This is a genomic window from Neotabrizicola sp. VNH66 (assembly GCF_049445895.1).
Taxonomy (GTDB): Bacteria; Pseudomonadota; Alphaproteobacteria; order Rhodobacterales; family Rhodobacteraceae; genus Pseudogemmobacter.
Window position 1 is genome coordinate 145,050 of the sequence record NZ_JBMSDW010000008.1, and the last position, 24,464, is coordinate 169,513.

Sequence of the window (24,464 nt, forward strand, 5' to 3'; positions counted from 1 at the left end):
GGATCAGCCTTCCAGTCTGGTCAGATCGGCCACCCCGGAACAGACCGCGCGGATGCGGTGGAGGAGGTTCAGCCGGTTGCGGCGGATGACTTCGTTGTCGGCATTGACTTGCACGGCGGTGAAGAAGGCATCGACCGGCGCGCGCAGGGCCGCCATGGCCTGCATGGCGGTGGCGAAATCCTCGACCTGCATGGCGGGGCCGATCTTCGCCTCGGCCGTGTCGAGGGCGGCAAAGAGGGCGCGTTCTTCGTCGGTTTCGGCGAATTTCGGATCGGCACCGAAGGAGTATTCGACGCCATCCTTGGCCTCGGCCTGGCTGAGGATGTTGTTCGCCCGCTTGAACCCCTGCAACAGGTTCGCCCCATCCTCGGTCTTCAGCGTGTCGCTGAGCGCGGTGGCGCGCTTGACCAGCAGCGTCAGGTCGTCATTGCCGGGCATGGCAAGGCAGGCGTCGATGACATCGTGCCGGATGCCTTGGTCCTTCAGGTAGACTTTCAGGCGGTCGTGGAAGAAGGAGAGGAGGTCGGGCACCCTGAACAGTTTGTTTTCTAAGAACTGGAAGTGAACCAAACGGAATATGAACACCTCAAAGTGGCTCTGATCAATAGCGGGGTTCATCGCTAGCAGAGCTTCTACAAAAGCACTCTTGGCGTCAGCCAAATCCGCGAAGGACCCAGCTTCTATTGTTAGGCAGATTGATCTCACCGCATCAAAAGGAAGTGACACGACATCAGCTATATATTTTGCGACATCGCTAAATTGCTCTTGATCAGCTTTTGCACCGCGAAGATACTGCTTGTTAATCTGTATTAGTAGCTCTTCAAACAGCTCAACCCGAACCCCATTCCCCAGCACCAGCCGGATCACGCCAAGCGCCGCGCGGCGGAGGGCGAAGGGGTCTTTGCTTCCCGTGGGTTTTTCATCAATGGCCCAGAAGCCGGTCAGCGTGTCCAGCTTGTCGGCCAGTGCGACGGCGATGCTGACCGGTTCGGTCGGCACGGCGTCGGAGGGGCCGAGGGGGGAATAGTGGTCGCGGGCGGCATTGGCCACGGCCTCGGGCTCTCCGGCCTCCAGCGCGTAGTAGCGGCCCATGGTGCCCTGAAGTTCCGGGAATTCGCCGACCATGGCGCTGCGCAGATCCAGCTTGGCCAGACGGGCGGCATGTTCCGCCTGCGCCGGATCGGCGCCGACCAGAGGTGCGATTTCGCGGGCCAGCGCGGCAATGCGGTCGATCCGTTCCGCCTGTGAACCCAGTTTGTTGTGGAAGGTCACGGCCTTGAGCCCCTCGGCCCATTCGGACATGCCCGCCTTCGCCACGCGCAGGTCGTTTTCCCAGAAGAAGCGGGCGTCGGACAGGCGGGCGGTCAGCACCTTCAGGTTGCCCTTCAGGATGGTGGCGCCGTCATCGGGGGTTTCGATATTGGCGACGGTCAGGAAGGCCTCGATCCGGCCGGTTTTCGGGTTGCGGGCGGAAAAGAACTTCTGGTGTTCGCGCATGCTGGTCTGCAGCACTTCGGGCGGCAGGCCGAGGAAGGCCTCGGGGATGCGGCCCAGAAGCGGCACCGGCCATTCGACCAGCCCGGCGATCTCGGTCAGAAGGCCCCTGTCTTCAACCACTTCCAGCCCGGCGGCGAAGGCCAGGTTCTGGGCGCCCTGCCAGATATGCGCCTCCCGCTCCGCCGGGTCGAGCATGACCTTGGCGCGGCGCAGCTTGGCGGCGTAATCGTCGAAGGAGGTGACGGCGAAGGCGGCGGGCCCCATGAAGCGGTGGCCGCGGGTGGTGTCGCCCGAGGCGATGCCTTCGACCGTCAGCGGCACCACGCGGGCGCCCGCCTCATCGGACAGGAGGCACAGGATCGAATGCAGCGGGCGCACCCAGCGGAGCGTGCCATTGCCCCACCGCATCGACTTGGGCCAGGGGAAAGTGCGGATCGCGGCCTCCAGCACCTCGGCCACGATGTCATCGGCCTTGCGGCCCGGCTTTTCGATCACAGCGAAGAAGACCTCGCCCTTCTTGTCGGCGCGGCGTTCCAGCTGGTCCAGCGTCAGCCCGGTGGAGCGCAGGAAGCCCTGCACCGCCGCATCGGGCGCGGTGGTCATCGGGCCCTTGCGTTCCTCGCGCACGGGGCGGCTTTCCGCGGTCAACCCCTCGACCGCCAGCACCAGACGGCGCGGCGTGGAAAACGCCCCGGCGGAGGCATAGGTCAGGCCCGCACCGACAAGACCGTCCGTCACCAGCTTTTTCAGCGCCTCGCGCGCGGCGGGCTGCATGCGGGCCGGGATTTCCTCGGAGAAGAGTTCGATCAGCAGATCCGGCATGGGATCAGTCCTTCATCTCGTCGTTCAGCTGGTGCCAGGCATAGGCCCGGCCATCGGGAAATACCGCGACAACGCGGTCCACCCCGGGGTGAATGTCATGTTCGGACAGGAAGGCCAGCGCCTGCCCCTGCTCCAGCGCGGCACCGATAGCGGCGGCGTCGAAGCAGTCGAACCAGCCCGGCGCATTCAGCGGCTCGGGCTTGTCATAGATCTGATAGGTCTCGGTCAGCAGGGATTGCGACAAAGGTGTCGTGAAACAGGCGCGGAACCGCAGCGGAGAGCTGTCGGCATCAATCCCCTCGGCCCCTTCGATCACGATGGCCTCGGGCTGGCCGGAGACGAGCGAGGTCAGACGGATTTCCTGCCCTGTGGTGAAGGCCACCGGCTGGTAGAAGGCATAGACCTGAAGCCAATAGACCAGAACCCCGGCCACCGCACCGCCGATCACAAGGGTTCCTGCCGCGATCTTGCCGACATTCACGCCCCCACCTCCGCATCACGGCCCGCTTCGGTCTGACGGAAGGCATCGGCGCATTTCTTGGCCAGCGCGCGGACGCGGCCGATATAGGCCTGCCGTTCGGTGACCGAGATCACGCCCCGGGCATCCAGCAGGTTGAAGAGATGGCTGGCCTTGATGGTCTGGTCATAGGCCGGATGGGCCATGATGATCTGCTTGCCGGTCTTCGGGTCCTCAGCCGGGAAATCCAGCAGGCGCTGGCATTCGGCCTCGGCATCCTCGAAATGGCGGAACAGCATTTCGGTCGTGGCGCCGTCAAAGTTGTGGCGGCTGTATTCCTCTTCGGTCTGGCGGAAGATGTCGCCATAGGTCAGCGGGATGGGTGCATCGGGCGCATTGAAGGGCATGTCCATGACATGGCCCACATTCATCACATACATCGCCAGCCGTTCGAGGCCATAGGTCAGCTCGCCCGAGACGGGGCGGCAGTCATGCCCGCCGACCTGCTGGAAATAGGTGAACTGGCTGACTTCCATCCCGTCGCACCAGACCTCCCATCCCAGACCCCAGGCGCCCAGGGTGGGGCTTTCCCAGTCATCCTCGACAAAGCGGATGTCATGCAGGCCAAGGTCGATGCCGATGGCGGCCAGCGAGCCGAGATACAGCTCCTGCAGGTTCGCCGGGCTGGGTTTGATGATGACCTGATACTGATAGTAATGCTGAAGGCGGTTCGGGTTCTCGCCATAGCGGCCATCGGTCGGGCGGCGCGAGGGCTGGACATAGGCCGCGGCCCAGGGCTTGGTGCCAAGGCTGCGCAATGTGGTGGCCGGGTGGAAGGTGCCCGCGCCCACCTCCATGTCATAGGGTTGCAGGATGGCGCAGCCCTTATCGGCCCAATAGGCCTGAAGCCGCAGGATGATTTCCTGAAAGCTTTTCGGAATGCCAGCCTCTGCCATCTTCCGGTCCTTCCCTTGCGTGCGCGCCTTCCCTACCCCCCGCCCCTTTCGCGGTCAATTCCCCGGGAGCAACCCGCCCCCGCATGCGGGAGCCCTTGCCCTGCCGCAGGGCATCGCGCAATGGTAACCGCGACGTGAACGCCCGGCCGTGCGATCCGGGCCAAAGGACCTGTTTACCTGATGTTTCAAGCTCTCCGGCCCGCCATCCGGCGCCCCCGCCTGTCCCTGCGCCTGCCCGCCGCCCTGCTTGCCCTGTTCGTTTCCCTTTTGCTGACCCTGCGGCCCGCCACCGCGCAAGATCTGATCTGGGTTCAGGTCGAGGCGCAGCCCACCCGGGCCGAGGCGCTGGACCGGGCCGGCGCCTATGCAGGCCTGTTCCCCGAAACCCGCGGCTTCGTCCTGCGGTCGGGCTGGCATGCCATCGTCCTTGGCCCCTTCCCCGCTGCGGAGGGTCTGGCCCGGATGCAGAGGCTGAAATCCGACGGGATGATCCCGCCCGACAGCTATATCACCGATGGAGCCGAATTCCGCGAACCGTTCTGGCCCGTGGCCGGGGCAGAACCCGCGCCCCCCCCGGCCGTGACAGAGGCGCCCACCGCCGAAGTCGTCCCGGTGGAACCGCCCCCGCCGGCCGAGGAAACGACGGCGCAGGCCCGCGCCTCCGAGGCGGCGCTGAGCGCGGACGACAAGAAGATGCTGCAGGTCGCGCTGCAATGGTTCGGCCATTATGCCGGGGCGATCGACGGCTCCTATGGTTCAGGCACCCGCAACGCGATGGCCGCATGGCAGACCGCCCTCGGGCTGGAGCCGACGGGCATCCTGACCACCCGCCAGCGCGCCACGCTGGTGGCGAATTACGAGGCGGATCTGGCCGAATACGATTTCCGCACGGTCGAGGATGCGCAGGCCGGAATTTCCGTCACCCTGCCGATGGCGCTGGTGGAATTCGACCGCTACGAGGCGCCCTTCGTGCAGTTCAAGCCGAAGGGTGAGGATGGCCTGTCCATCGTCCTGATCTCACAACCCGGCGATGCGGCCACCTTTGCCGGGCTTTACGACATCCTCCAGACGCTGGAAGCCGTTCCCGAAGGCGGAGAGCGCAGCCGTTCCGACCGGCAGTTCCGCATCCACGGCAGCTCGGCCGGGAAAGAGGCGCTGATCTGGGCCGGGTTTCAGAACGGGCAGATCAAGGGCTGGATGATCCTCTCCACCCCCGCCACCGCCGAACGCGATGCCCGCATCATGCAGGTGGTCGAACAGAGCTTCCGCTCCATCGGCGATGCCGCGCTGGCCGTGCCGCAGCAGCCGCTGACCGAGGCGGCCCGGCGCGGGCTGATCGCCGGGCTGGCGGTGAAGACGCCGAAATCCGGCCGTTCGGGCTTTTACATCGACGGCCGCGGCACCGTGCTGACGACCGTGGCCGCGGTGGAAAGCTGCGGGCGCATCACGCTGGACCGCGCGACCGATGCCACCGTGGCCTTCACCGATGCCGCCAGTGGCCTGGCCGTGCTAAAGCCCGCGGCGGCCCTGTCGCCCCCCGCCTTCGCGACCTTTGCCGCCGCACCGGCCCGGGTGGGCGATGCCGTGGCGGTGGCTGGCTATTCATACGCCGAACGCCTGCCTGCGCCCGTGCTGACCTTCGGCACCGTCGAGGAACTGGCCGGTCTGGCTGGCGAGGCGGGGGTGAACCGCCTGTCAGTGGAAACGCTGCCCGGCGATGCGGGCGGTCCGGTGCTGGATGCTTCGGGCGCGGTTCTGGGCATGCTTTTGCCGACAGACACCGACCCGGCGCGCAGCCTGCCGCGCGGCGTGGGCCTTGTGGCCGATGCGGCGGCGCTGACCGGCGCACTGGCGGCTGCGGGCATCCAGACGGTGAAAGCGCCCGCCGATGCCGCCGCCCTGCCGCCCGAACCGCTTCAGCGCAAGGGCACGGGCATGACCGTCCTTGTGTCCTGCTGGGAATGATCTGAGCGCGGAACGCAGATTATGGGGGCGGCTTTGCCGCCCCTTTTTGCTGCGCCGGACCAGGTTTCCCGATCAGGGTCCGGCTGACCGGAGGGAAGGCGCGAGATATCCAACCGCCTGCCCGCCGCGGATTGCATCCAACCGCAGGTCTCTTGCAACCCGCCCTAGCGCCGCCAGAAGGCGGGCAGCAGCAGCACCAGAATGGCCAAAAGCCCCAGACGGCCCAGAATCATCGCCAGAGTCATGATCCAGATCGCCCCCTCCGGAAAGGCGCGGAACGTGCCCTGCCCCGCCGCCACCAGCGGGCCGAAGCCGTAGCCCACATTGCCCAGCGTGGTCCAGACCGCGAAGACCGAGGATTCGAGGTCCACCCCCAGAAGCGAGATGGCCACCCCCAGCACGCCCAGAATCAAGATGTAGCTGGACACGAACATGATGATGGCGTGGATCACATCCTCATCCACGCTGCGCCCGTCGTATTTGACCGGATGGATGGCCGAGGGGCGCAGGATCCGCAGCACCTGCTGGCGCAGGATCTTCATGGCGATCTGCATGCGGAACACCGACAACCCCGATGCGGTGGACCCCGAACAGGCACCCACAGTGCCAAGGACGAAGGCCACCACCAGCATCAGACCGCCCCAGCTTGGGAATGACCCCGAGAAGGTGCCGGTCGAGGACATGATCGAGGTCAGGTTGAACAGGCTTTCGCGAAAGGCCGGTTCCAGCGCCATGTCCGATGTGGACCAGCGCCAGACGGTGACGATCAGGACCGATCCCATCAGCCAGCGGAAATAGCCGCGGACCTGCGGATCGCGCCAGACGGCCGCCGGCAGCCCGTTCACCATCTGCACATAGCGCACGAAGGGCAGGCTGCCCAAAAACATGAACATCGTGCCGAAATATTCATTCAGCCAGGTCAGGCCGGTGAAAGAGGCATCGAAAGGCGAGAACCCCCCGGTCGAGACGGCCGACATGCCGTGGACCACCGCGCCCAGCGGCGACTGGCCCAGCATGGCAAATACCGTGATCGCCGCCATGGTCAGCCCCAGATAGACGAACAGCAGCTGCCGCGCGATATCGGTCGCCCGCGGCAGCGCCTTGCCGAAGGTGTCAAAGCCCTCGGTCCGGAAGAACTGCATGCCGCCGACCCGCATCAGCGGAAGAAAGATCATAGCGATGAAGGCGATGCCAAGGCCCCCGGTCCAGTTCAGCATGCCCCGCCAGAGATTCATCCCCGCAGGCATGGTGTCCAGCCCGACGATGACAGTGGCCCCCGTGGTGGTCAGACCCGAGACCGCCTCGAAATAGGCATGCGACAGGCGCAGGCCCGGCGCACCGATCACGAAGGGAATGGCGGCAAAGGCCGGAACGATCGTCCAGATCCCCGCGGTCAGCAGATAGGCCTGCCGCACATCCAGCGAGGTGCCAAGCGCGTTTCCCGTGGCCAGCGCCATGGCCACCCCGACAAAGCCGGTGATCATCGCCGCCCGGGCAATGTCAAATCCATTGGGGTTTCCGGCCCGCCAGTCCACCAGCGCGGGTGCGACCATCAGGATGGCAAGGACGATCAGGATGCGCCCGATCACATAGAAGACTGGCCTGAGGTCGATCATGGGCCAAGGCTTAGGGCCTTGGCCCGTCTGCGTCAAAGGGGCTTTGGTCCGGCCTGGGCGGGCGGCATCGCCCGCGGCGGATCAGCCGATGTGGTAAAGGCTGGCAAACAGCCGCGGGTCAAGGCTCGCCTGTGCGAAGGTCTCCCCCTCGGTCAGGACCGACACGGCATCATGGCTGTGCAGGCTTTCCTGATGGCTGGCCACCACCCGGAAATCGCCGATGCGGGGATCGGCGCGCAGCACCTCGCAGAAGGACCGGGCGGCATCCTCGACGAAGATCGGATTGGCGCCGTTCAGCTCTGCAAAGGCCTGCTCATCCTCACGCTTGACCATGACCTGCGTCTCTGTCGGCACGCCGCGGCGGGCAAGGTCGATCAGATCCTCGAACCACAGCCGCGCGCCCTCCTGCACCACGACCGACAACCGCGCGACCGACCGCTGCGAATGCGGCGTGGCCAGTTGCCCCCGGACCCGGCGCGCATGTTCGGAAAGTTCAAGAGAACAGGGGCAGGTGCTGGAGTAGACATAGTCCAGATGTATGATTTTTCTGCGCTGGCCGTCCTGATCCACCAGCTCCATCGCGATGTCGTAATACTGCCAGCCGGACAGGCCCGAGCGCAGGCTGTCCACCTTGACCGGGAAGGAGAGCCGCATCTGAATGCGCGCATCAAAGCTGTCGAGATCGCGCTTGTAGGCATCGACCGCGGCGGCCATCACCTCGAAGCTGAACTGCCGTTCCGACTGGCCATAGAAGGACCGCATGATGCGGCTCATGTTGATGCCCTTCTTTTCCGCCTCAAGGCTGACGGTGCCGGTCACGCTGGTTTCCAGCGTCAGATCGCCGTTGTCGCGGGTGTGATAGCGGATCGGCAGCCGGAAGTTCGAGATGCCGACATGCTGGATCATCACCCGCGCGCCCTTGATCAGGCTGGCCGGGCCATTCTGCAGATCGGGCAAAGTGGCGCGATAGGCGGCATCGGCCTCGAAATCCTCAGGATAGGCGCGCTTCAGCGCCGGATAGGCATGCTCAGGCAGCAGGTTGCCGACCGCCGGGTCCAGAGCCGCGATTTCCTCTTCGCTGGAGCGTATCGCCCATTGCCGAAGAAGGCGCAGCGCCGCCTCCGCCTCGGCCCGCGAGGGGCTGTTGTCGATCTCCGGCATATGGATCGTCATGGCGCGGTTCCTTCCCGTTCCGGGGGCGCAGGGACCCAATCTAGTGCGGATCGGTCCCGCGTCCAACCTTTTGCCAAAAAGATACGTCGCCTCTGCAACGGCGGATCACCGGAATCCGCCGTTGCAGGGTCTTACACCGCCGCCAGACCGCCGCGCAGGTCGGCGATCAGATCCTCGGCATCCTCCAGACCGACCGAGAAGCGGATCAGCCCGGGCGTGATGCCAAGGCGTGCCTTCTGGTCATCGGGCAGGCGCTGGTGTGTCGTGGTTGCGGGATGGGTCGCGATGGATTTCGCATCGCCCAGATTGTTGGAAATCTTGGCGATTTCCAGCGCGTTCTGGAAGCGGAAGGCCGCCTCTTTCCCGCCCTCGATCTCGAAGGTGACCAAAGTCCCGCCCGAGCCCATCTGCGCCATGGCCAGCGCGTGCTGCGGGTGGCTTTCCAGCCCCGGATAGATCACTTTCTTGACCTTCGCCTCGCCCTCCAGCGCGCGGGCGATTTTCAGCGCAGACTCCGCCATGGCCCGGCAGCGCAGGTCCAGCGTCGCCATGCCGTTCAGCATAATCCATGAGGTGAACGGGCTCATGCTGCCGCCGGTGTGCTTCATGTAGGGTTCAACCGTCTTGCGGATGAACTCGGTCGTGCCGCAGATCACCCCGCCCAAGGCGCGGCCCTGCCCGTCGATGTGCTTGGTCGTGGAATAGACCACCACATCGGCCCCCTGCTCCACCGCGCGGGAAAAGATCGGCGTGGCAAAGACATTGTCCACCACCACAAGCGCACCCGCCGCATGGGCAATCTCGGACACGGCGGCGATATCCACCAGTTCCAGCGTGGGGTTCGACATGGATTCGAAGAACACCGCCTTGGTGCCCGGCGTGACGGCGGCGCGCCACTGGTTCAGATCGGCGCCGTCCACGAAGGTGACCTTCACACCATAGCGCGTCAGGATTTCCTCAAGGATATACAGGCACGAGCCGAACAGCGCGCGCGAGGACACCACATGATCCCCCGCCCGCAGCATCGAGGTCAGCGCCCCGTTGACCGCCGCCATGCCGCTTGCCGTGGCGAAGGCATCCTCAGTCCCCTCAAGCGCGGCGATCCGCTCTTCGAAAGTGCGGGTCGTCGGGTTGCCGTAGCGGGCATAGATGAACTCATCCTCGCCCGTCTTGATGAAGCGGGCCTCGGCGCTTTCGGCATCGGGATAGGCAAAGCCCTGGGTCAGGAAGATCGCCTCGGCCATCTCGCCATACTGGCTGCGCCGGCTGCCCTGATGCACCAGCTTGGTGCGCGTCTTCCACTTTTCCGTCATCGTCCGCGGCCTCCGGGCCAAAAGAAAACCCCCAACCGGAACGGGCGGGGGCTTTGCGGGCCCGACACCTTTTAGCGGTTTGTTTAACGTGGCCCGCAATCCGGTCACAAAGCGCCACGAAGGGCGGGATACGCCTGTTCCGCGCCGTGGTCAACCTTGCACCCGCGCCGCAGGGCGGCCATGCTGCCCGCGCAAAGGAGACCGCCATGATCGAACTACATTACTGGCCGACCCCCAACGGCCACAAGATCACCATCGCGCTGGAGGAGCTGGGCCTGCCCTATGAGGTGCGGCTGGTGAACATCGGCGCGGGCGACCAGTTCAAACCGGAGTTTCTGGCGATTGCGCCGAACAACCGGATGCCCGCCATCGTGGACCCGGACGGTCCGGACGGGGCGCCGGTGTCCATCTTCGAATCCGGCGCCATCCTGCAATACCTTGGCCGCAAGACCGGCCAGCTTTATGGCGCCACGGAACGCGACCGGATCGAGGTCGAGCAATGGCTGATGTGGCAGATGGGCGGCGTCGGGCCGATGGCCGGGCAGGCGCATCATTTCCTGCATTACGCCCCGCAGATGGACCCGCCGCAGGTGCTGCCCTATGCGCAGGACCGCTACCGGCGCGAGGTGGGGCGGCTTTATGGCGTGCTGAACAAGCGGCTGGCCGACCGGCCCTTCGTCGCGGGGGATTTCCTCTCCATCGCCGATATCGCCATCTGGCCCTGGGCCAAAGGGTGGGAGCGGCAGGAGCAGGTGCTGGACGACAAGCCGCATTTCGCCCGCTGGCTGCAGGCGCTGGCCGACCGCCCGGCATTCCAGCGCGGCGTCGCCGTCGCGGCCGAGGCGCGCAACCCCAACCATGACCGCAAGGCGCAGGAGATCCTGTTCAAACGCTGAGGCCCGCGGGCGGACAGCACCTTTCGCCCCTCTCGGGCCGGGCTTGCGGGACTGCCCCGCATCTCACCAGCGAATGCCGCGATCCCGCACCGGCAAGACCCGCGGCCCGCGGAAGGGCGTCCCCCGCTTCGCTTTGCAGATGCCGCGGTCCCGCACCGTCAATCGCCCGGCGCCGCGTCGGCATGCCCCTGGACCCGCGAGCCCGGGATTTGCGGCGGGGTCAAAGCGGCGGGCCGCACTTGATTTCCGTCGCGTTCCGGCAAAGGGTGGCGAGGCATTCACTCGCCATCCGTTTTCCGGGGTTCCCCATGCCGCTGCGCCGTATTCTTGCCGCCACCACCCTTGCCTCCGGGCTTCTGGCCCTGCCTGCCGCCGCCTCGACCTGCACGGACAGCGGCAGCGGGGTGGAACTGGAAGACCGCGTTGCCGCCTGCGAGCAAGAACTGGGCTCTGTCTACGACCGCTCGGCCTATACGCATCTGCTGTTCAATCTGGGCCGGTCCTTGCGGCTTCTGGGTCGCAACGAAGAGGCGCTGGCCCCGCTGAACGAAGTGCTGAGCTATCAGCCGGACAATCCGCTGTATTGGGCGGAACTCGCACGGCTCTATCTGGCGCTCAACGAACCCGGCACGGCGGCGGCGATGTTCGGTCAGGCGCTGGCACAGGAGCCGGGCAACCCCTGGCTCCTGGGCGACCGGGCCGAGGCATGGGCCAATCTGGGCCGTCCGGCGGATTGTCTGGCCGATCTGGAGACGGCATTGCCGCTGATGGGCGATGACCCGGATGTGCCATGGTACATCAACCTGCAGGGCCGCTGCCATGCCGGAGAGGGGGATCAGGACGCCGCTTTCGCCGCTTATGATCGCGCCGCCGCCATGCGCCCGGATTATGCCGATGCGCAGGGCAACCGGATCACCGCGCTGGCCGCACTGGGCCGCTATGACCGGGTACTGTCGGAAAGCGCCGCGCTGATCGACCCCGCGGCCGGACTGTCGGACGGCTGGGCGCTGAGCCTTTACGGCCTGCGGCTGGATGCGCTGATCTACTCCGGACAGTCGGCGGCCATTGACGGTGAACTTGCCGCGCTTCAGGCACGCTTTCCGCAGGGCGGCTTGCCGGTGGCCAATCTGGCGGCCTGGGCGCTTTTGATGGCCGGGCGCACGGAAGAGGCGGACAAGGCCGCGGCCCCGCTGCGCGAGATGTATTACGATGCCGCGATGCAGGGCTACATGCTGGACACTCTGGGCCAGATCGACCTTGCGCTGGACCGGCGCGATCAGGCCATTCAGGCGCTGCATGATGCGGTCTGGCTGCAGCCCGGGCTGGCATCAGCGTGGATTCCGGCGCTGATCGAACAGGGCTTGCTGCCCACCACCCGCACCGCCGACGACATCCTGCTGACCGTCACCCGCTGCATCGAGGACAAGGGCCCGGCCTGCGACCTGAAGCCCCGGCCGGCGGGCGGCCCCTCGGCCGAGGTGGTGGTGGCTGCGCGTCCCGATCAGCCCGCGCCCGAAGGGCTGGGAACGGGGCCGGGCGATGCGCCCGCCTTCGAACCCGCGCCCGGGGCACCGGGCGCGGTGCCGGTCTCTCCCGCTCCGGCCCCTGCCCCGGCCGCAGAACCGGAGCCGGAAAAGCCCCGGCTTGGCGCCGCGCCGAAACCGGTGAAACCCACGCCCTGAAGGCTCAGCCCTGAGCGCAGCGCCGCTTAGTCACGGCGATCCCAGATCTCGACCACGGACAGGATCATCAGGCTCAGCGCAACATGGGTCAGCACGGGCAGCACCGCCCAGAACACCAGCCAGCCGCCGGGCGGCAGGGCGCGGATCAGTGTCTCGTTCAGGACAAGGAAGGTCAGGCAGAACAGCACCATGGACCGCGTCAGGGGCGCCAGATAGGGCCGCATTTCTGCCATGGGCCAGAAGCGCCCGGCCATATCCTCACGCCCGGCCAGCATGTCCGACAGGAACATCGCGCCAAGGACGATATACCATGCGCTTTGCGCCCGCTGGCACCACAGCGGGTCGTCCAGCGTGGCCAGAAGCGCCAGTGGCCCAAGCCCGATCAGAAGCGCGGTCAGCACCGTCTCGATGCGCGACAATTCACGCAGAAGATGCGACAGGATACTGTCGAACCGCAAAGCGATGCGGAAGGCCAGCGCCACAAGAAAGGCCGTGACGAAGGCCGCGCCTTCCTCGCCCGGGCCGGCCATCAGCGACAGGACCGGCCAGACCGCCAGCAGCACCGCCCCCGACACGAGGTTGCGCGCCGGAACCGGCGGAACGGCGCGGAACAGGGCTACAAGAAGGCGAAGGCGTCGAATCGTCTGGCGCATTGGATCAGCGGTCCCCGGGGCAACTGACGCCGGGATAGACGCGGATCATGGCAGTCAGACGGCGGAACCGCGTCTATTCCGCGCGGTCGTCTTTGGGTGCCTGATCGGGGTCGATCAGATAGCGGTTCAGCATGGTCAGCTGCGCCATCAGGAAGACGAACAGCAGGGCCGGAAAGGCGAAAGTCTCCAGCCAGACCCAGGTTTCCTCGGACTGGGTGCGCCAGATCACCTCATTCGCCACCGCCAGCACCGCGAACATCGCGGTCAGGCGGCGGGTCAGGATCATCCAGCCTTCGCGCTGCATCGGCAGGGTGGCGCCCAGGATCCATTCCAGCCAGCTTTTCCCGCGCAGAAGACCGATGCCCAAGAGCACGGCAAAGGTGCCATAGACCAGCGTCGTCTTCATCATGAAGAACCGCTTGTCGTTGAACCACGCGGTCAGCCCGCCGAAGAAGATCACCACAAGGCCGGTGAAAACCTGCATCCGGCTGAGTTCCCCGGTCAGTGCCCAGAGCGTGGCGATCCCGGCCAGAAGGATCGGCACGAAGACCAGCGCCGCCACGATGAAGCCGGAATATTCCGTGCCGCCAATCGTATAGGTCTTGTCCTTGATCAGCATGTAGATCGCGAAGAACAGGATCGTCGGACCCAGTTCAAGCGCCTGCTTCAGGGCGGGATTGATCTTCTTTGTGGCCATGTGCTTTGTCCTTACCCGTCGATGCCCACAAGGGCGCGGGCGAAATCCTCGGGGTCGAAGGGGGCAAGATCGTCGATCTGCTCTCCCAGACCGATGGCATGGATCGGCAGGCCGAATTTGTCGGCCAGCGCGACAAGGACGCCACCCTTCGCGGTGCCGTCCAGTTTCGTCATCACAAGGCCCGAGACATCGGCGATCTTGCGGAAAATCTCCACCTGCGTGACGGCGTTCTGCCCGGTGGTGGCATCCAGCACCAGCAGCGTGTTGTGCGGCGCGGTCGGGTCCACCTTGCGGATGACGCGGACGATCTTCGCCAATTCCTCCATCAGGTCGGCCCGGTTCTGCAAGCGGCCCGCGGTGTCGATCATCAGAAGGTCGGCCCCCTCGGCCCGCGCCTTTGTCAGCGCGTCAAAGGCCAGCGAGGCGGGGTCAGACCCTTCCGGCGCGGTCAGGACCGGCACGCCCGCGCGGTCGCCCCAGACCTTCAGCTGGTCGACCGCCGCCGCGCGGAACGTATCGCCCGCGGCGATCACCACCTTTTTGCCCGCTGCGCGGAACTGCGAGGCGAGCTTGCCGATCGTCGTCGTCTTGCCCGATCCGTTGACGCCCACCACCAGCACGACCTGTGGCTTTTGCGGATAAAGCGGCATCGGACGGGCCACCGGCCCCATGATCCGCGCCACCTCTGCGGCCAGCGCCTCGCGCAGTTCCCGGCTGGAGATGCGCTTGCCAAACCGGCCCTCGGCAATGTTCGCGGTCACCCGGACGGCGGTTTCCACCCCAAGGTCGGCCTGCACCAGCACATCCTCAAGGCTTTCCAGCATGGCATCGTCCAGCTCGCGCCGGGGTTCGTCCGGCTTGACGCCGAACATCCGGCCGATCAGCCCGGGCTTCTCCGCCTCGGCCATCGGGGCGGGCGCCTCTTCGACCAGCGCCTCCAGCCCCTCTCCGATCTTGTCGGAGGAGCGGAACATCCGGTCCTTGAGTTTCTTGAAAAAGGACATGGGCGGGCCTTTGGCTGCGGTTTCCTTCACCTAATGCCTTCCGCCCGGGTTGGGAAGGGTTCAGCCCGGCCAGAGCGCGTAAAGCGCCGCGCCCCCGGCAATCAGCGCCTGACCCAGCCAATAGGCGGGCCAGAGCGACAGCGACAGCGCCCGCTGCGCCCGCGGATCGCGCGCCACGAAGAGCCGCAGCGCCAGCATAAGGTCCGACAGGATGAACAGCACGCCGCCGGACAGGATCAACGGCGCGCCCGCCCCGCCGGGCAGCGCCAGCAGCGCCGCCCCCATCAGCCCGATCAGCAGCACATAGGCGCGGACCGGCCAGAGAAGCGCCCCGGTGCGCGGCGCCAGCCAAACTTCTGTAGACAGGAGAAGCAGCGCCAGCACCCCCGCCGCAGCCAGATGCAATGTGGTGATTTCAGGCCAGCCCCGCGCGGCAGCCAGCGCATAGATGCCGCTTACATAGGCCAGATGGCCCAGACCAAAGGCCGCCATCCCGGCCAGAAACGACCGTTCTCCCGGGCGGGCAAGGAACCAGTCCCCCGCCGCCCCCAATGACAGGCCAAGCGCGAAGGGCCAAAGGAGTGCTGCCTCCCCCTGCCCCGTCTGCAGCCAGAGCGCCAGTGCCACGAACCCGGTTGAGGCGGTCTTGATCGCCGCGCCCTGCAATCCCGGCGTATCCCGCCACGAAAGGCGCAGCCAATAGGCGACAGCCGCCGCCAGACCGAAGGCCCCCGCAATCATAGGCCCGTCCATTTCGCCCCCTCTGCGGCATGCTGCGGCCTTTCGGGCGCCGCGATTTCGTGCTGCACTGCCAGCATGACCGCCTCACCCGAAAACCGCAAACCTGCTTTCTCGACCGAGTCCTTTGCCGTGGCGTCACTGGCACCCATCCCCCTGCTGCTTCTGGGTGCATGGGCGGGCGGGCCGTGGCTGTGGGGCGGGTTCCTCTACATGGCGGTTTTGTCCTTCCTTCTGGATCAGCTGATCCCCATGGTCATGGGCGATGCGGAAGAAGGGCAGGAATTTCCGGGGGCCGACCTGCTTCTGGCCGGCATTGGTATCTCCGCGCTGGTCCTCTTGCCGGTGGCGACATGGGCCATCGCCGGGCCGTCCGCCCTGTCCACGGGGGAGAGAGTGCTGCTGTTTCTGGGCTGCGGCTACTGGCTGGGCCAAGTCGGCCATCCGGCCGCGCATGAGCTGATCCACCGTTCCGCCCGCCCGCTGTTCCGGCTCGGGCAGGCGTTCTACGCGGCGATCCTGTTCGGCCAGCATGCCAGCGCGCACCGTCTGGTGCATCACCGCCATGTGGCGACCGACCTTGACCCCAACTCCGCGCGAGAGGGCGAGGGGTTTTACCGCTTCGCCCTGCGGGCATGGCCCGGCAGTTTCATCGCAGGCTACCGCGCCGAAACCGCGCTGCGCGCCCGCGCGACCACGGCGCAGGGGCCCCATCCCTATGCAGTCTACCTGACCGGCTATGCCGTGGCGCTGGCCGTGGCGGCGCTGGTCGCGGGGCCGTGGGGCATGTTGGCCTGGGCGGGGCTTGGCCTGCATGCGCAGATGCAGATCCTCGTCTCGGACTACGTCCAGCATTACGGGCTGCGCCGTGCGATCCTGCCCGACGGGCGGGTCGAGCCGGTGGGGCCAAGGCACAGCTGGAACACGATTCACTGGTTTTCCTCGGCCATGATGCTGAACGCGCCGCGGCATTCCGACCACCACGCCCACCCGTCGCGCCCCTATCCGGCGCTGCGTCTGCCGGCAGAGGAGGAGGCGCCCCGCCTGCCCTGGCCCCTGCCGGTGGCCTGTGCCATCGCCTTTGTGCCGCGGGTATGGAAGCGGGCGATCCGGCGGCATCTCAGACGCTGGCAGCCTCGCGCTGATGTGACCGGCCCGGTCACGCGGGCCTGACTGGCAATCCGCCCGCCGCTCTGGCAGGCTGCGCCCGGTCCGAACCGCCGTCCGAACCGGAGAAGCCGATGTCCCTGATCCTGCGCGCCCTTTCCGTGGCGGCTCTGCCCGCCCTAGCCCTGCCCGCCCATGCGGCGGAACCGATGGATGCCGCCCAGTTCGAGGCCTATGTCACCGGCAAGACCCTGACCTATTCGCAGGGCGGTCAGGTTTTCGGAATCGAGGAATACCTGCCGGGGCGGAAGGTGCGCTGGCAGTTCACGCAAGACGAATGCCAATATGGCAGCTGGTTCCAGAAAGAGGACCTGATCTGCTTCGTCTATGAATATGACAGCACCGAACATTGCTGGACCTTCTGGAAGGAAGGCGATGTGCTGCATGCCCTTTCGGTCAGCGACGCGCCGGGGGCGGCGCTGTCCGAGGTGGCGCAGACCACGAACGGGCTGGCCTGTCCCGGCCCGGATGTGGGGGTGTGACGATGCGCGCAACGCTTCTGGCGCTGCCGGTCGCCCTGCTGGCCCTGCCCGCGCTGGCCGAAGGGCCGGCAACCACGGTCACCGACGACCCGCCCCTGACAGCCGAGGAATTCGACGCGCTGACCCGCGGCAAGACCATGGACACCCATGACGCCCTCTCCGGCCTTTACGGGGTCGAGACCTTTCTGTCGGGCCGCCGCGTGGTCTGGAAGGATGCCGAAGGCTGCATGAACGGCACGTGGGAGCAGGTGGGAGAGCAGATCTGCTTCATGTATGACGGCAAGCCGAACGATCCGGTCTGCTGGACCTATCACGACCGCGGAACATGGATCGAAGGCTTCTTCCGCGGCGACCGGCAGATGGTGCCGATCATGCTCTATCCCGGCGGGGTGCCGGTCAGCTGCGGCGAATATCTGGGGGCCTGAGCCGGCCCCCGGGTGCTATGCGCCCGCCGGAATTCGCAGATGGATTTCGGCGCGCAAGATGCGCTGCCGCCGCATGTCCGCGGATCACAGTTGCCGGGGGCCGGAGGGTTTTGGCGGCCCGCGCGGGTCAGAACAGACTGCCCTGTTCCGGTCCACCGCCGCCCTGGCTGCCCTCTTTCGGCTTTCTGGCCACCGGCCGGGGCGCGGGCTCTGCGGCGCGGGGCGCAGAGCCCGCGGCGGCTGCATCTGCGGGGGCAACCTCCACGCGGCCGTCCTGAAACTGGATTTCCAGATGCGGCGCGGCACCGGCGGCGCTGGCGGTGGTGACCACATGCCCGCCCGCGCGGACCACGGCAAAGCCGCGCTTCAGCGTCTGCTCATAGCCCAGACCGTCCAGTAACCGGGCCGCGGCCACCAGCCTCTCCTCTCCGCGGCGGGCGCGGCGGTCGGTCGCCGCCTCCAGCCGCTCGGACAAGGTATTGAGCCGCCCCTGCCCTTCCACCGTGCGGCGGGCAGCGTCGGACAGAAGCCGGGCCAGCGCCGGGTCCAGCCGCGACGCCCAGTTCTGGAACGCCGCCCGCTGCCGGTCCAGCCGCCGGTGCAGCCGCGACTCGGCCGCCTCGGCCAGCCGCATCAGCGCCGCCTGCCGCCGGTCCAGACTGCGCAGGAGGAGGTCCGGCTGCATCCGCGCCGCGGCGCGTTCGAATGCCGTCCGCCGCCGCGCCACGGTCAGGCCAAGCGCCCCGCCCAGCCGTCCCGCCGCATGGTCCAGCCTTTGCGCCGCCTGCCCGGTCAGCGCCTCGGGCCGCGGCAGGGCGCGCGACAGATCGGCCAGCCGCTGCCGCCGCCGGTCCAGCGCCGACAAGGTGCCGCGCGCCAGCCGCGCCGACAGCGCCGACAGCGTGGCGATCAGATCGGCGCGCACCGGCACCGCCAGTTCCGCCGCCGCCGTGGGCGTGGGCGCGCGCAGGTCGGCCGCATGGTCGATCAGCGTCGTATCCGTCTCATGCCCCACGGCGGAAATCAGCGGGATGCGGCTTTCCGCGGCCGCGCGGACCACGATTTCCTCATTGAAGCCCCAGAGATCCTCAAGACTGCCACCGCCGCGCGCGACGATCAGAAGATCGGGCCGCGGAATCGGGCCGCCCTCGGGCAAGGCATTGAAGCCGCGAATGGCGGCGGCCACCTCTGGCGCGCAGCGCTCGCCCTGCACCGCCACCGGCCAGATCAGCACATGGCGGGGAAAACGGTCGCGCAACCGGTGCAGGATATCGCGGATCACCGCGCCGGAAGGCGAGGTGATGACGCCGATCACCCGCGGCAGATAGGGGATCGGCTTCTTGCGGGCGGGATCGAACAACCCCTCGGCCTGCAGCGCGGCGCGGCGCTTTTCCAGCATGGCCATCAGCGCGCCCGCCCCCGCAGGGGCCAGATCGTCGACGATCAGCTGATATTTGGACTGGCCGGGAAAGGTGGTCATCCGGCCCGTGGCCACAACCTCCATCCCCTCCTCCGGGCGGACGGTCAGCCGGGCGGCCTGCCCCTTCCATGTGATGGCCGCAATGACGCTGCGATCATCCTTCAGGTCATAATACAGATGCCCCGAGGCCGGGCGGGAGACGCGCCCCACTTCACCCCGGACCCGGACAAGACCAAACTCACCCTCGATCACGCGCTTCACCGCGCCGGACAGTTCCGACACGGTATATTCCGGCTGGTTGCCCTGCGGGGCGGGGGCATCGTCTTCGAACATGTCCATGATCACAGACTAAGCCCCCCGCGGGCCAAAGAAAAGCCGCGGACTGGCTCTGCCCGCGCCGCCCCGCTATGCTGAAACCGCAAGGGGAGCGCGATGACCGGACGGCCCGAAAAACACTCGCTGACATTGCGCGGCCACCGCACCAGCGTGTCGCTGGAGGCGCCCTTCTGGCAGGCCTTCCGCGCCATCGCGGCCGAGCGCGGGCTGTCGGTGAACGAAATGGCCTCGGAAATCGACGAAGGGCGCACGGGGGATGAGGGGCTGGCCACCGCGATCCGGCTTTACTGTCTGGATTATTACCGCAGCCGGGCCAGCGCACCCGCCAGATCGCCATAGCCGGTGAAGCGGCGCTCATAGGCCAGACCCAGCCGGGCCGCGCAGTCCTCAGCGCGGGCATCCAGCGAGGCGTCCTCAGTCTGCGCCTGATAGACCAGCTTGGTGTAATTGCCGAACAGCATGTCCCGCAGCTCGGGGTGGCGGTCCAGACCCATCGGCCGCCAGACGAAAGCATCGAACTGGCGCACCAGAAAATCGGTCAGGTAGAAGGCGGTGATCTCGTCTTCAGCGCGGGCCGCAAAGGCGGCATTGCCCTCGAAGAACGAATAGCAATGCGGGCCTTCGACCATCTCGACCCCCAGCTCCCGGCATTTCGCGGCCAGAAGCCCGCCGGTCCCGCAATCGGCATAGACGACGAAGATACCGTCATAATCGGCGCGGCGGGCCAGCACCGTCTCTTCGACCGCGGCAGTGATCCGGTCAGGCCAGAGATGCAGATTGGCGGGCAGGCATTGCAGGTCCAGATGCGACCAGCCATTGGCCGCGCGCAAGTCCAGAATCTCGCGCGCCAAGGCACCGCAGGCGATCAGAAGGATGCGCCCCTGCCGGGCGGGAGGCAGTCCGGTCTCGGCCAGAACCGAATCGTCCGGGATCATTGTCGCCCCGTCACCCCTGTGTCAGCGCCACTGCCGCGCGCCAAGGATCAGGCTTCCCGCCAGCGCGGCGAAGGACAAGGCCACCAGCGGCACCTGCGCCCAGAAAGCCAGCGCCACGGTCAGCCCCGCAGTCAAGATCACCACGGCCAGCAGCCCGAGGAAATGAGTAAGCGGCATCATCAGACCCTCCACTCCCTCAATCTAGGGACGCGGGCGGGGATCACAAGCCCTGCCCCTGCCCCGAAGGCGGGACCCGGCCGGGACCCGCCGCAGATGCCGCAGGATCAGGCACCCATCTGGTTGTGCTTGCGCGCGACCAGCGTCTTGGCGGTTTCCACCGCCACGGCCGCATCGCGGCAATAGGCATCGGCCCCGATGGCACGGCCAAACTCTTCGTTCAGGGGCGCCCCGCCGACGAGGACGATGTAATCCTCGCGCATGCCCTTTTCCTTCAGCGTGTCGATCACGACCTTCATATAGGGCATGGTCGTGGTCAGCAGCGCCGACATGCCCAGAATATCGGGCTGTTCGGCGGCCAGCGCGTCGAGGTATTTTTCCACGGCATTGTTGATGCCAAGGTCAACCACCTCGAACCCGGCGCCTTCCATCATCATCGCGACAAGGTTCTTGCCGATGTCGTGGATGTCGCCTTTCACGGTGCCGATCACCATCTTGCCCATCCGCGGCGCGCCGGTTTCGGCCAGCAGCGGCTTCAGGATGGTCATGCCGGATTTCATCGCATTGGCCGACAGCAGCACTTCGGGCACGAACAGGATGCCGTCGCGGAAATCGTCACCCACGATCTTCATGCCGGCGACCAGCGCCTTGGTCAGCACGTCGTAGGGCGCCCATCCCCGCGCGATCAGGATGTTGACGCCCTCTTCGATCTCTTCCTTCAGACCGTCATACAGGTCGTCGTGCATCTGAAGCACAAGCTCGTCATCCGGCAGTTCGGACAGGATGATTTCGTCGTCGTCGGCCATGGTCGGCTCCAAAGGGCGGAAGTCTTCATCCTGAATGATCCGAAAGCGACGCCGCCACTTCGCGGATTGCGACATGCGCCGGATTAAAGCCGACAGAGCGGCGTCGCAGATGGTGCGGGCTTGGCAAATGTTCTCTTAATGTTCTAATCTCACGGCATGGAATCGACCCTGCCCCCCTCTGACGGACCACCCCTGCCTGAGGGGCTTCACCCCGGTGACCGGGCGCGCGGCCGCGGTGCAGTATCAAATGCGACCGGCCGGTATGAGGCGGCCAGCCGCGAAGCCGTGGATGACGGCTGGGACATTCCCCATGACGACCGGCTGATCCGGACCGAGGTGCGCGAGGAACGGGCGCGCTCTGCCCTGACCTTCAACAAATCCCCCGACCTGCCGTTCGACCGCAGCGTGAACCCCTACCGGGGCTGCGAACACGGCTGCATCTATTGTTTTGCCCGGCCCAGCCATGCCTATCTGAACCTGTCGCCCGGGCTGGATTTCGAAACGAAGCTGATCGCGCGGCCCGGCATCGGTGCGGTGCTGGACCGGGAGCTGCGGGCGAAATCCTACAAGGTGGCGCCTTTGGCGATTGGCACCAACACCGACCCCTATCAGCCGATCGAGGCGAAATACCGCGTCATGCGCGAGGTGCTGGAGGTGCTGACCACCTTCCGCCATCCGGTCGCCATCGTCACCAAAGGCACGCTGATCGAACGCGACATCGACCTGCTGGCGCCTCTGGCCGCGCAGGGGCTGGTGCGGGTCGGCGTCTCGGTCACCACGCTGGATGCGGGGCTTTCGCGGCGGATGGAGCCGCGGGTCGCCGCCCCGGCCCGCCGTCTGGCCACCATCCGCCGTCTGGCCGAAGCCGGCATCCCGGTCCGCGTCATGGTCAGCCCGATCATCCCCGGCCTGACCGATCACGAGATCGAGGCGATCCTGCAGGCGGCCAAGGATGTGGGCGCCACCAATGCCAGCTGGGTCATGCTGCGCCTGCCGCTGGAGGTGTCGCCGCTGTTTCAGGAATGGCTGGCCGAGGTGGAGCCGGGCCGCGCGGCCAAGATCATGGGGCGTGTGCGCGACACCCATGGCGGCAAGGATTACGATCCGGCCTGGGGCAAAAGGATGCGGGGCGAAGGTGTCTGGTCGAACATGATCGCGCAACGCTTTGCCAAGGCGGTGGCGCGGATCGGCCTGAGCACCGAACACCCGTCGCTGCGCTGCGACCTGTTCGCCGTGCCCTTCGCCAAGGGCGCGCAGCTGGGGCTGTTCTAGCGCTGCCCCGGGCGGCGGCCGATGCGGCCCAAATGGGTGTCCTGGAACGCTGTAGGAAGCTTCAGCCCGTAGCCCAGCATCCGGTCGAACCCGGCATGCGCGGCCCAGAGCGCCCCGCAGGCGGTCAGCACCGGCAGGCCAGAGACCAGCCCCACCGCCGCGACCGTTATGCCGAAGCCGTAAAGATGCACAGAATTGTAGGCGATGGCCCCGATCCGGGGGCCAAAGGCATAGCCCGCAAAGCTCAGATCCGGAGCAAAGAAGATCAGCACGGCACCCCAGACCGGCACGGGCAGGCCCAGATGCCAGAGGGCGGCCAGCACCGCCAGAAGAACCAGCGCACCTTCAGCCTGTTGCCAAAGCCGCGCCGGTGCCATCAGCCGCCCCGGCGCCCGCGGCGTTCGCGCTTGGGTCCCGGATCGTCGCCCGTCCCGTCCGACGCCGAGGAGAAGCCGCCCAATTTCGCCGCCACCTCCTCCAGCGAGGGGCGCGGACCCATGGGCCGCTCTTCCAGCGCGCGGCGCATGGCGGCCAGATGCTCGGGCATGGTGCCGCAGCAGCCGCCGATGATCCGCACGCCGCTGTCGCGCGCCAGAACGGCATATTCGGCCATCAGGTCCGGGGTGCCGTCATAATGGATATGGCCATCGTGATATTTGGGGATGCCCGCATTGCCCTTGGCGATCACCGGACGCTCGGTCCCCGAGGCCATGAAGCCCATGACCGTGCGCATCAGATCCGACGCGCCCACACCGCAATTCGCACCGAAAGCCAACGGCGGGTTCGGCAGCTTTTCGACCATCGCCGCCAATGCCTGCGACGTGACGCCCATCATGGTGCGCCCCGCGGTGTCGAAACTCATGGTTCCGGCCCAGGGCATCCCGGCCAGCGCCGCCGCCTCAGCCGCAGCCTTGTATTCCTCGGGCGCGCTCATCGTCTCGATCCAGAGCACATCGGCGCCGCCTTCCTTCAGGCCCTCGGCCTGTTCGTGGAAGATCTCCACCGCCTGCGCATGGGTCATGCTGCCCATCGGCTCGAAAATCTCGCCCGTGGGACCGACGGAGCCCGCCACAACGACCGTGCGGCCCGAGGCATCGGCGATTTCGCGCCCCAAGGCGGCGCCCGCGCGGTTCAGCTCGCGCACCCGGCCCTGCGCCTCGTGCAGCTTCAGCCGCGCCGCATTGCCGCCGAAGGTGTTGGTCAGAAAGATATCCGACCCGGCATTCACCGCATTGCGGTACAGGGTGCGGATATTCTCCGTCTGGTCGACATTCCACAGTTCCGGCGGCTCGCCCGAGGCAAGGCCCATATTGAACAGGTTGGTCCCCGTGGCCCCGTCGGCCATCAGCCAGTCACGGGTGGCAAGAAGCCGGCTCAGCGCGTCTTCGGACATGGGAACCCCCTGGACAAAATTCGGCAGAAAGGAAAAGGGCCGCTCTGGAAAGCGGCCCCGGAGCGTTCAGATCTCGCTCATCAGCTGGGCCTTGGCCACCGGCAACAGTTCGGTCAGCTTGGCGCGCACCTCATCGGCGCTGGCCTTGCCCGCCAGATCGGCCACGACCTTGCGGACCACATCCTCGTGCCCGGCTTCCTCGAAATCGGCGCTCACCACTTCGCGGGCATAGGCATCGGCGGCATCGCCGGTCTTGCCCATCAGCCCCGCGGCCCAAAGCCCGACCAGCTTGTTGCGGCGGGCCTCGGCCTTGAACTGCATTTCGCTGTCATGGGCGAACTTCGCCTCAAACGCATTCTCGCGATCGTCGAACGTGGTCATGTCCCGCTCCGGCTTAGGGCTGTTTCCTCCGATATGCCCATGCAAGGGCCGCGCCGCAAGATCAAAGCCGCGCCGCGCCCGCGACAGGACGCCCTGCGCCGCCTTGCGGGGCGCGGGCCACTGGCGTATAGGCCGGGAAAGACGGGGTGGCGGTCTGCAGGCGCAGGCGGGCGCCCCTTTCGTCATTTCCGCAGAGGCACG

The 24,464-nt window shown here is 66.7% G+C and carries 25 protein-coding genes and 1 riboswitch; of the genes, 8 read left to right on the plus strand and 17 right to left on the minus strand.

Annotated features, from left to right (window positions below; all coding sequences use genetic code 11):
* Positions 1-3 precede the first annotated feature (3 nt).
* From glyS to ACO2Q5_RS13440, 3 genes are read right to left on the minus strand one after another with little or no spacing between them, the layout of a single operon-like run.
* A complete protein-coding gene (gene glyS, locus ACO2Q5_RS13430; RefSeq protein WP_423291833.1) occupies positions 4-2,319 on the minus strand; it encodes a glycine--tRNA ligase subunit beta in 2,316 nt (771 codons plus the stop codon).
* A gap of 4 nt (positions 2,320-2,323) precedes the next feature.
* Complete coding sequence (locus ACO2Q5_RS13435; RefSeq protein ID WP_423291835.1) at positions 2,324-2,800, minus strand: DUF6446 family protein; 477 nt, start codon at positions 2,798-2,800, stop codon at positions 2,324-2,326.
* Positions 2,797-3,732, minus strand: a complete 936-nt coding sequence (locus tag ACO2Q5_RS13440; RefSeq protein ID WP_423291837.1) for a glycine--tRNA ligase subunit alpha — start codon at positions 3,730-3,732, stop codon at positions 2,797-2,799. Before ACO2Q5_RS13440 ends, ACO2Q5_RS13435 begins: the two co-directional genes overlap by 4 nt.
* Before the next feature lie 180 nt (positions 3,733-3,912).
* Here ACO2Q5_RS13440 and ACO2Q5_RS13445 point away from each other — a divergent pair, with 180 nt between their 5' ends.
* A complete protein-coding gene (locus ACO2Q5_RS13445) occupies positions 3,913-5,697 on the plus strand; it encodes a serine protease (protein ID WP_423291839.1) in 1,785 nt (594 codons plus the stop codon).
* Positions 5,698-5,861: 164 nt separating this feature from the next.
* On the opposite strand, the gene ACO2Q5_RS13450 is transcribed toward ACO2Q5_RS13445, so the two are convergent.
* The 3 genes from ACO2Q5_RS13450 to metZ form a co-directional block, all read right to left on the minus strand.
* Entirely contained in the window at positions 5,862-7,313 is a 1,452-nt protein-coding gene (locus ACO2Q5_RS13450; RefSeq protein WP_423291841.1) for a TrkH family potassium uptake protein, read from the minus strand.
* An 81-nt stretch (positions 7,314-7,394) separates the two neighbouring features.
* The gene (folE2, locus tag ACO2Q5_RS13455) at positions 7,395-8,486 is read right to left on the minus strand and encodes a GTP cyclohydrolase FolE2 (protein ID WP_423291843.1); all 1,092 of its coding nucleotides are present in this window, start codon (positions 8,484-8,486) and stop codon (positions 7,395-7,397) included.
* A 131-nt stretch (positions 8,487-8,617) separates the two neighbouring features.
* On the minus strand, positions 8,618-9,799 hold the full coding sequence (gene metZ / locus ACO2Q5_RS13460; RefSeq protein WP_423291845.1) for an O-succinylhomoserine sulfhydrylase: 1,182 nt from the start codon (positions 9,797-9,799) through the stop codon (positions 8,618-8,620).
* A gap of 51 nt (positions 9,800-9,850) precedes the next feature.
* A riboswitch (SAM riboswitch) is annotated at positions 9,851-9,927 on the minus strand.
* A 78-nt stretch (positions 9,928-10,005) separates the two neighbouring features.
* On the opposite strand from metZ, the gene ACO2Q5_RS13465 reads away from it, so the two are divergent.
* Both ACO2Q5_RS13465 and ACO2Q5_RS13470 read left to right on the plus strand, forming a co-directional pair.
* A complete protein-coding gene (locus tag ACO2Q5_RS13465; RefSeq protein WP_423291847.1) occupies positions 10,006-10,695 on the plus strand; it encodes a glutathione S-transferase N-terminal domain-containing protein in 690 nt (229 codons plus the stop codon).
* A gap of 308 nt (positions 10,696-11,003) precedes the next feature.
* The gene (locus ACO2Q5_RS13470) at positions 11,004-12,377 is read left to right on the plus strand and encodes a tetratricopeptide repeat protein (RefSeq protein WP_423291849.1); all 1,374 of its coding nucleotides are present in this window, start codon (positions 11,004-11,006) and stop codon (positions 12,375-12,377) included.
* 26 nt (positions 12,378-12,403) lie between these two features.
* Here ACO2Q5_RS13470 and ACO2Q5_RS13475 read toward each other — a convergent pair whose 3' ends face one another.
* The 4 genes from ACO2Q5_RS13475 to ACO2Q5_RS13490 form a co-directional block, all read right to left on the minus strand.
* Positions 12,404-13,030 carry a hypothetical protein gene (locus ACO2Q5_RS13475; protein ID WP_423291851.1) on the minus strand — a complete coding sequence of 209 codons (627 nt, stop codon included), beginning with the start codon at positions 13,028-13,030 and terminating at the stop codon, positions 12,404-12,406.
* 73 nt (positions 13,031-13,103) lie between these two features.
* A complete protein-coding gene (locus ACO2Q5_RS13480) occupies positions 13,104-13,727 on the minus strand; it encodes an inner membrane-spanning protein YciB (protein ID WP_423291853.1) in 624 nt (207 codons plus the stop codon).
* A gap of 11 nt (positions 13,728-13,738) precedes the next feature.
* Positions 13,739-14,731, minus strand: a complete 993-nt coding sequence (gene ftsY / locus ACO2Q5_RS13485) for a signal recognition particle-docking protein FtsY (RefSeq protein WP_423291855.1) — start codon at positions 14,729-14,731, stop codon at positions 13,739-13,741.
* 60 nt (positions 14,732-14,791) lie between these two features.
* Positions 14,792-15,484: a lysoplasmalogenase family protein gene (locus ACO2Q5_RS13490; protein ID WP_423291857.1), complete on the minus strand. Its 693-nt coding sequence runs from the start codon at positions 15,482-15,484 to the stop codon at positions 14,792-14,794.
* Positions 15,485-15,547: 63 nt separating this feature from the next.
* Here ACO2Q5_RS13490 and ACO2Q5_RS13495 point away from each other — a divergent pair, with 63 nt between their 5' ends.
* From ACO2Q5_RS13495 to ACO2Q5_RS13505, 3 genes are all read left to right on the plus strand, one after another.
* Positions 15,548-16,642, plus strand: coding sequence for an alkane 1-monooxygenase (locus tag ACO2Q5_RS13495; RefSeq protein ID WP_423291859.1), 1,095 nt, complete (start codon positions 15,548-15,550; stop codon positions 16,640-16,642).
* 68 nt (positions 16,643-16,710) lie between these two features.
* Entirely contained in the window at positions 16,711-17,118 is a 408-nt protein-coding gene (locus ACO2Q5_RS13500; protein ID WP_423291861.1) for a hypothetical protein, read from the plus strand.
* Positions 17,119-17,120: 2 nt separating this feature from the next.
* Positions 17,121-17,543 carry a hypothetical protein gene (locus ACO2Q5_RS13505; protein ID WP_423291863.1) on the plus strand — a complete coding sequence of 141 codons (423 nt, stop codon included), beginning with the start codon at positions 17,121-17,123 and terminating at the stop codon, positions 17,541-17,543.
* Positions 17,544-17,670: 127 nt separating this feature from the next.
* On the opposite strand, the gene xseA is transcribed toward ACO2Q5_RS13505, so the two are convergent.
* Positions 17,671-19,305 (minus strand): exodeoxyribonuclease VII large subunit, encoded by a 1,635-nt coding sequence (xseA, locus tag ACO2Q5_RS13510; protein ID WP_423292011.1) that lies wholly within the window; start codon positions 19,303-19,305, stop codon positions 17,671-17,673.
* A gap of 90 nt (positions 19,306-19,395) precedes the next feature.
* On the opposite strand from xseA, the gene ACO2Q5_RS13515 reads away from it, so the two are divergent.
* Positions 19,396-19,638 carry a ribbon-helix-helix domain-containing protein gene (locus ACO2Q5_RS13515; RefSeq protein ID WP_423291865.1) on the plus strand — a complete coding sequence of 81 codons (243 nt, stop codon included), beginning with the start codon at positions 19,396-19,398 and terminating at the stop codon, positions 19,636-19,638.
* On the opposite strand, the gene ACO2Q5_RS13520 is transcribed toward ACO2Q5_RS13515, so the two are convergent.
* From ACO2Q5_RS13520 to ACO2Q5_RS13530, 3 genes are all read right to left on the minus strand, one after another.
* Positions 19,599-20,234 carry a DUF1638 domain-containing protein gene (locus tag ACO2Q5_RS13520; RefSeq protein ID WP_423291867.1) on the minus strand — a complete coding sequence of 212 codons (636 nt, stop codon included), beginning with the start codon at positions 20,232-20,234 and terminating at the stop codon, positions 19,599-19,601. The genes ACO2Q5_RS13515 and ACO2Q5_RS13520 overlap by 40 nt on opposite strands.
* 21 nt (positions 20,235-20,255) lie before the next feature.
* Positions 20,256-20,414, minus strand: coding sequence for a hypothetical protein (locus ACO2Q5_RS13525; protein ID WP_423291869.1), 159 nt, complete (start codon positions 20,412-20,414; stop codon positions 20,256-20,258).
* Positions 20,415-20,518: 104 nt separating this feature from the next.
* Complete coding sequence (locus tag ACO2Q5_RS13530; protein ID WP_423291871.1) at positions 20,519-21,217, minus strand: corrinoid protein; 699 nt, start codon at positions 21,215-21,217, stop codon at positions 20,519-20,521.
* Positions 21,218-21,373: 156 nt separating this feature from the next.
* Between ACO2Q5_RS13530 and ACO2Q5_RS13535 the strand changes: the two genes are divergently transcribed.
* Positions 21,374-22,489, plus strand: a complete 1,116-nt coding sequence (locus ACO2Q5_RS13535; protein WP_423291873.1) for a PA0069 family radical SAM protein — start codon at positions 21,374-21,376, stop codon at positions 22,487-22,489.
* On the opposite strand, the gene ACO2Q5_RS13540 is transcribed toward ACO2Q5_RS13535, so the two are convergent.
* The 3 genes from ACO2Q5_RS13540 to ACO2Q5_RS13550 form a co-directional block, all read right to left on the minus strand.
* Complete coding sequence (locus ACO2Q5_RS13540) at positions 22,486-22,866, minus strand: DUF4260 domain-containing protein (protein WP_423291875.1); 381 nt, start codon at positions 22,864-22,866, stop codon at positions 22,486-22,488. The two genes, ACO2Q5_RS13535 and ACO2Q5_RS13540, sit on opposite strands and share 4 nt — an antisense overlap.
* On the minus strand, positions 22,866-23,882 hold the full coding sequence (gene bmt, locus ACO2Q5_RS13545) for a betaine--homocysteine S-methyltransferase (protein WP_423291877.1): 1,017 nt from the start codon (positions 23,880-23,882) through the stop codon (positions 22,866-22,868). Before bmt ends, ACO2Q5_RS13540 begins: the two co-directional genes overlap by 1 nt.
* 66 nt (positions 23,883-23,948) lie before the next feature.
* A complete protein-coding gene (locus ACO2Q5_RS13550; protein ID WP_423291879.1) occupies positions 23,949-24,263 on the minus strand; it encodes a DUF1476 domain-containing protein in 315 nt (104 codons plus the stop codon).
* Positions 24,264-24,464: the final 201 nt, after the last annotated feature.

What these genes read in the sequence shown, in the direction of transcription:
- ACO2Q5_RS13480 (WP_423291853.1), bottom strand. Translation starts at nt 13,727, where the DNA reads ATGGCCACAAAGAAGATCAATCCCGCCCTGAAGCAGGCGCTTGAACTG.
- ftsY (WP_423291855.1), bottom strand. Translation starts at nt 14,731, where the DNA reads ATGTCCTTTTTCAAGAAACTCAAGGACCGGATGTTCCGCTCCTCCGAC.
- ACO2Q5_RS13520 (WP_423291867.1), bottom strand. Translation starts at nt 20,234, where the DNA reads ATGATCCCGGACGATTCGGTTCTGGCCGAGACCGGACTGCCTCCCGCC.
- ACO2Q5_RS13475 (WP_423291851.1), bottom strand. Translation starts at nt 13,030, where the DNA reads ATGCGCCAGACGATTCGACGCCTTCGCCTTCTTGTAGCCCTGTTCCGC.
- ACO2Q5_RS13465 (WP_423291847.1), top strand. Translation starts at nt 10,006, where the DNA reads ATGATCGAACTACATTACTGGCCGACCCCCAACGGCCACAAGATCACC.
- ACO2Q5_RS13535 (WP_423291873.1), top strand. Translation starts at nt 21,374, where the DNA reads ATGGAATCGACCCTGCCCCCCTCTGACGGACCACCCCTGCCTGAGGGG.
- ACO2Q5_RS13500 (WP_423291861.1), top strand. Translation starts at nt 16,711, where the DNA reads ATGTCCCTGATCCTGCGCGCCCTTTCCGTGGCGGCTCTGCCCGCCCTA.
- ACO2Q5_RS13495 (WP_423291859.1), top strand. Translation starts at nt 15,548, where the DNA reads ATGACCGCCTCACCCGAAAACCGCAAACCTGCTTTCTCGACCGAGTCC.
- folE2 (WP_423291843.1), bottom strand. Translation starts at nt 8,486, where the DNA reads ATGACGATCCATATGCCGGAGATCGACAACAGCCCCTCGCGGGCCGAG.
- ACO2Q5_RS13440 (WP_423291837.1), bottom strand. Translation starts at nt 3,732, where the DNA reads ATGGCAGAGGCTGGCATTCCGAAAAGCTTTCAGGAAATCATCCTGCGG.
- ACO2Q5_RS13445 (WP_423291839.1), top strand. Translation starts at nt 3,913, where the DNA reads ATGTTTCAAGCTCTCCGGCCCGCCATCCGGCGCCCCCGCCTGTCCCTG.
- glyS (WP_423291833.1), bottom strand. Translation starts at nt 2,319, where the DNA reads ATGCCGGATCTGCTGATCGAACTCTTCTCCGAGGAAATCCCGGCCCGC.
- ACO2Q5_RS13550 (WP_423291879.1), bottom strand. Translation starts at nt 24,263, where the DNA reads ATGACCACGTTCGACGATCGCGAGAATGCGTTTGAGGCGAAGTTCGCC.
- ACO2Q5_RS13515 (WP_423291865.1), top strand. Translation starts at nt 19,396, where the DNA reads ATGACCGGACGGCCCGAAAAACACTCGCTGACATTGCGCGGCCACCGC.
- ACO2Q5_RS13470 (WP_423291849.1), top strand. Translation starts at nt 11,004, where the DNA reads ATGCCGCTGCGCCGTATTCTTGCCGCCACCACCCTTGCCTCCGGGCTT.
- metZ (WP_423291845.1), bottom strand. Translation starts at nt 9,799, where the DNA reads ATGACGGAAAAGTGGAAGACGCGCACCAAGCTGGTGCATCAGGGCAGC.
- ACO2Q5_RS13525 (WP_423291869.1), bottom strand. Translation starts at nt 20,414, where the DNA reads ATGATGCCGCTTACTCATTTCCTCGGGCTGCTGGCCGTGGTGATCTTG.
- ACO2Q5_RS13530 (WP_423291871.1), bottom strand. Translation starts at nt 21,217, where the DNA reads ATGGCCGACGACGACGAAATCATCCTGTCCGAACTGCCGGATGACGAG.
- bmt (WP_423291877.1), bottom strand. Translation starts at nt 23,882, where the DNA reads ATGTCCGAAGACGCGCTGAGCCGGCTTCTTGCCACCCGTGACTGGCTG.
- ACO2Q5_RS13490 (WP_423291857.1), bottom strand. Translation starts at nt 15,484, where the DNA reads ATGGACGGGCCTATGATTGCGGGGGCCTTCGGTCTGGCGGCGGCTGTC.
- ACO2Q5_RS13540 (WP_423291875.1), bottom strand. Translation starts at nt 22,866, where the DNA reads ATGGCACCGGCGCGGCTTTGGCAACAGGCTGAAGGTGCGCTGGTTCTT.
- ACO2Q5_RS13505 (WP_423291863.1), top strand. Translation starts at nt 17,121, where the DNA reads ATGCGCGCAACGCTTCTGGCGCTGCCGGTCGCCCTGCTGGCCCTGCCC.
- ACO2Q5_RS13450 (WP_423291841.1), bottom strand. Translation starts at nt 7,313, where the DNA reads ATGATCGACCTCAGGCCAGTCTTCTATGTGATCGGGCGCATCCTGATC.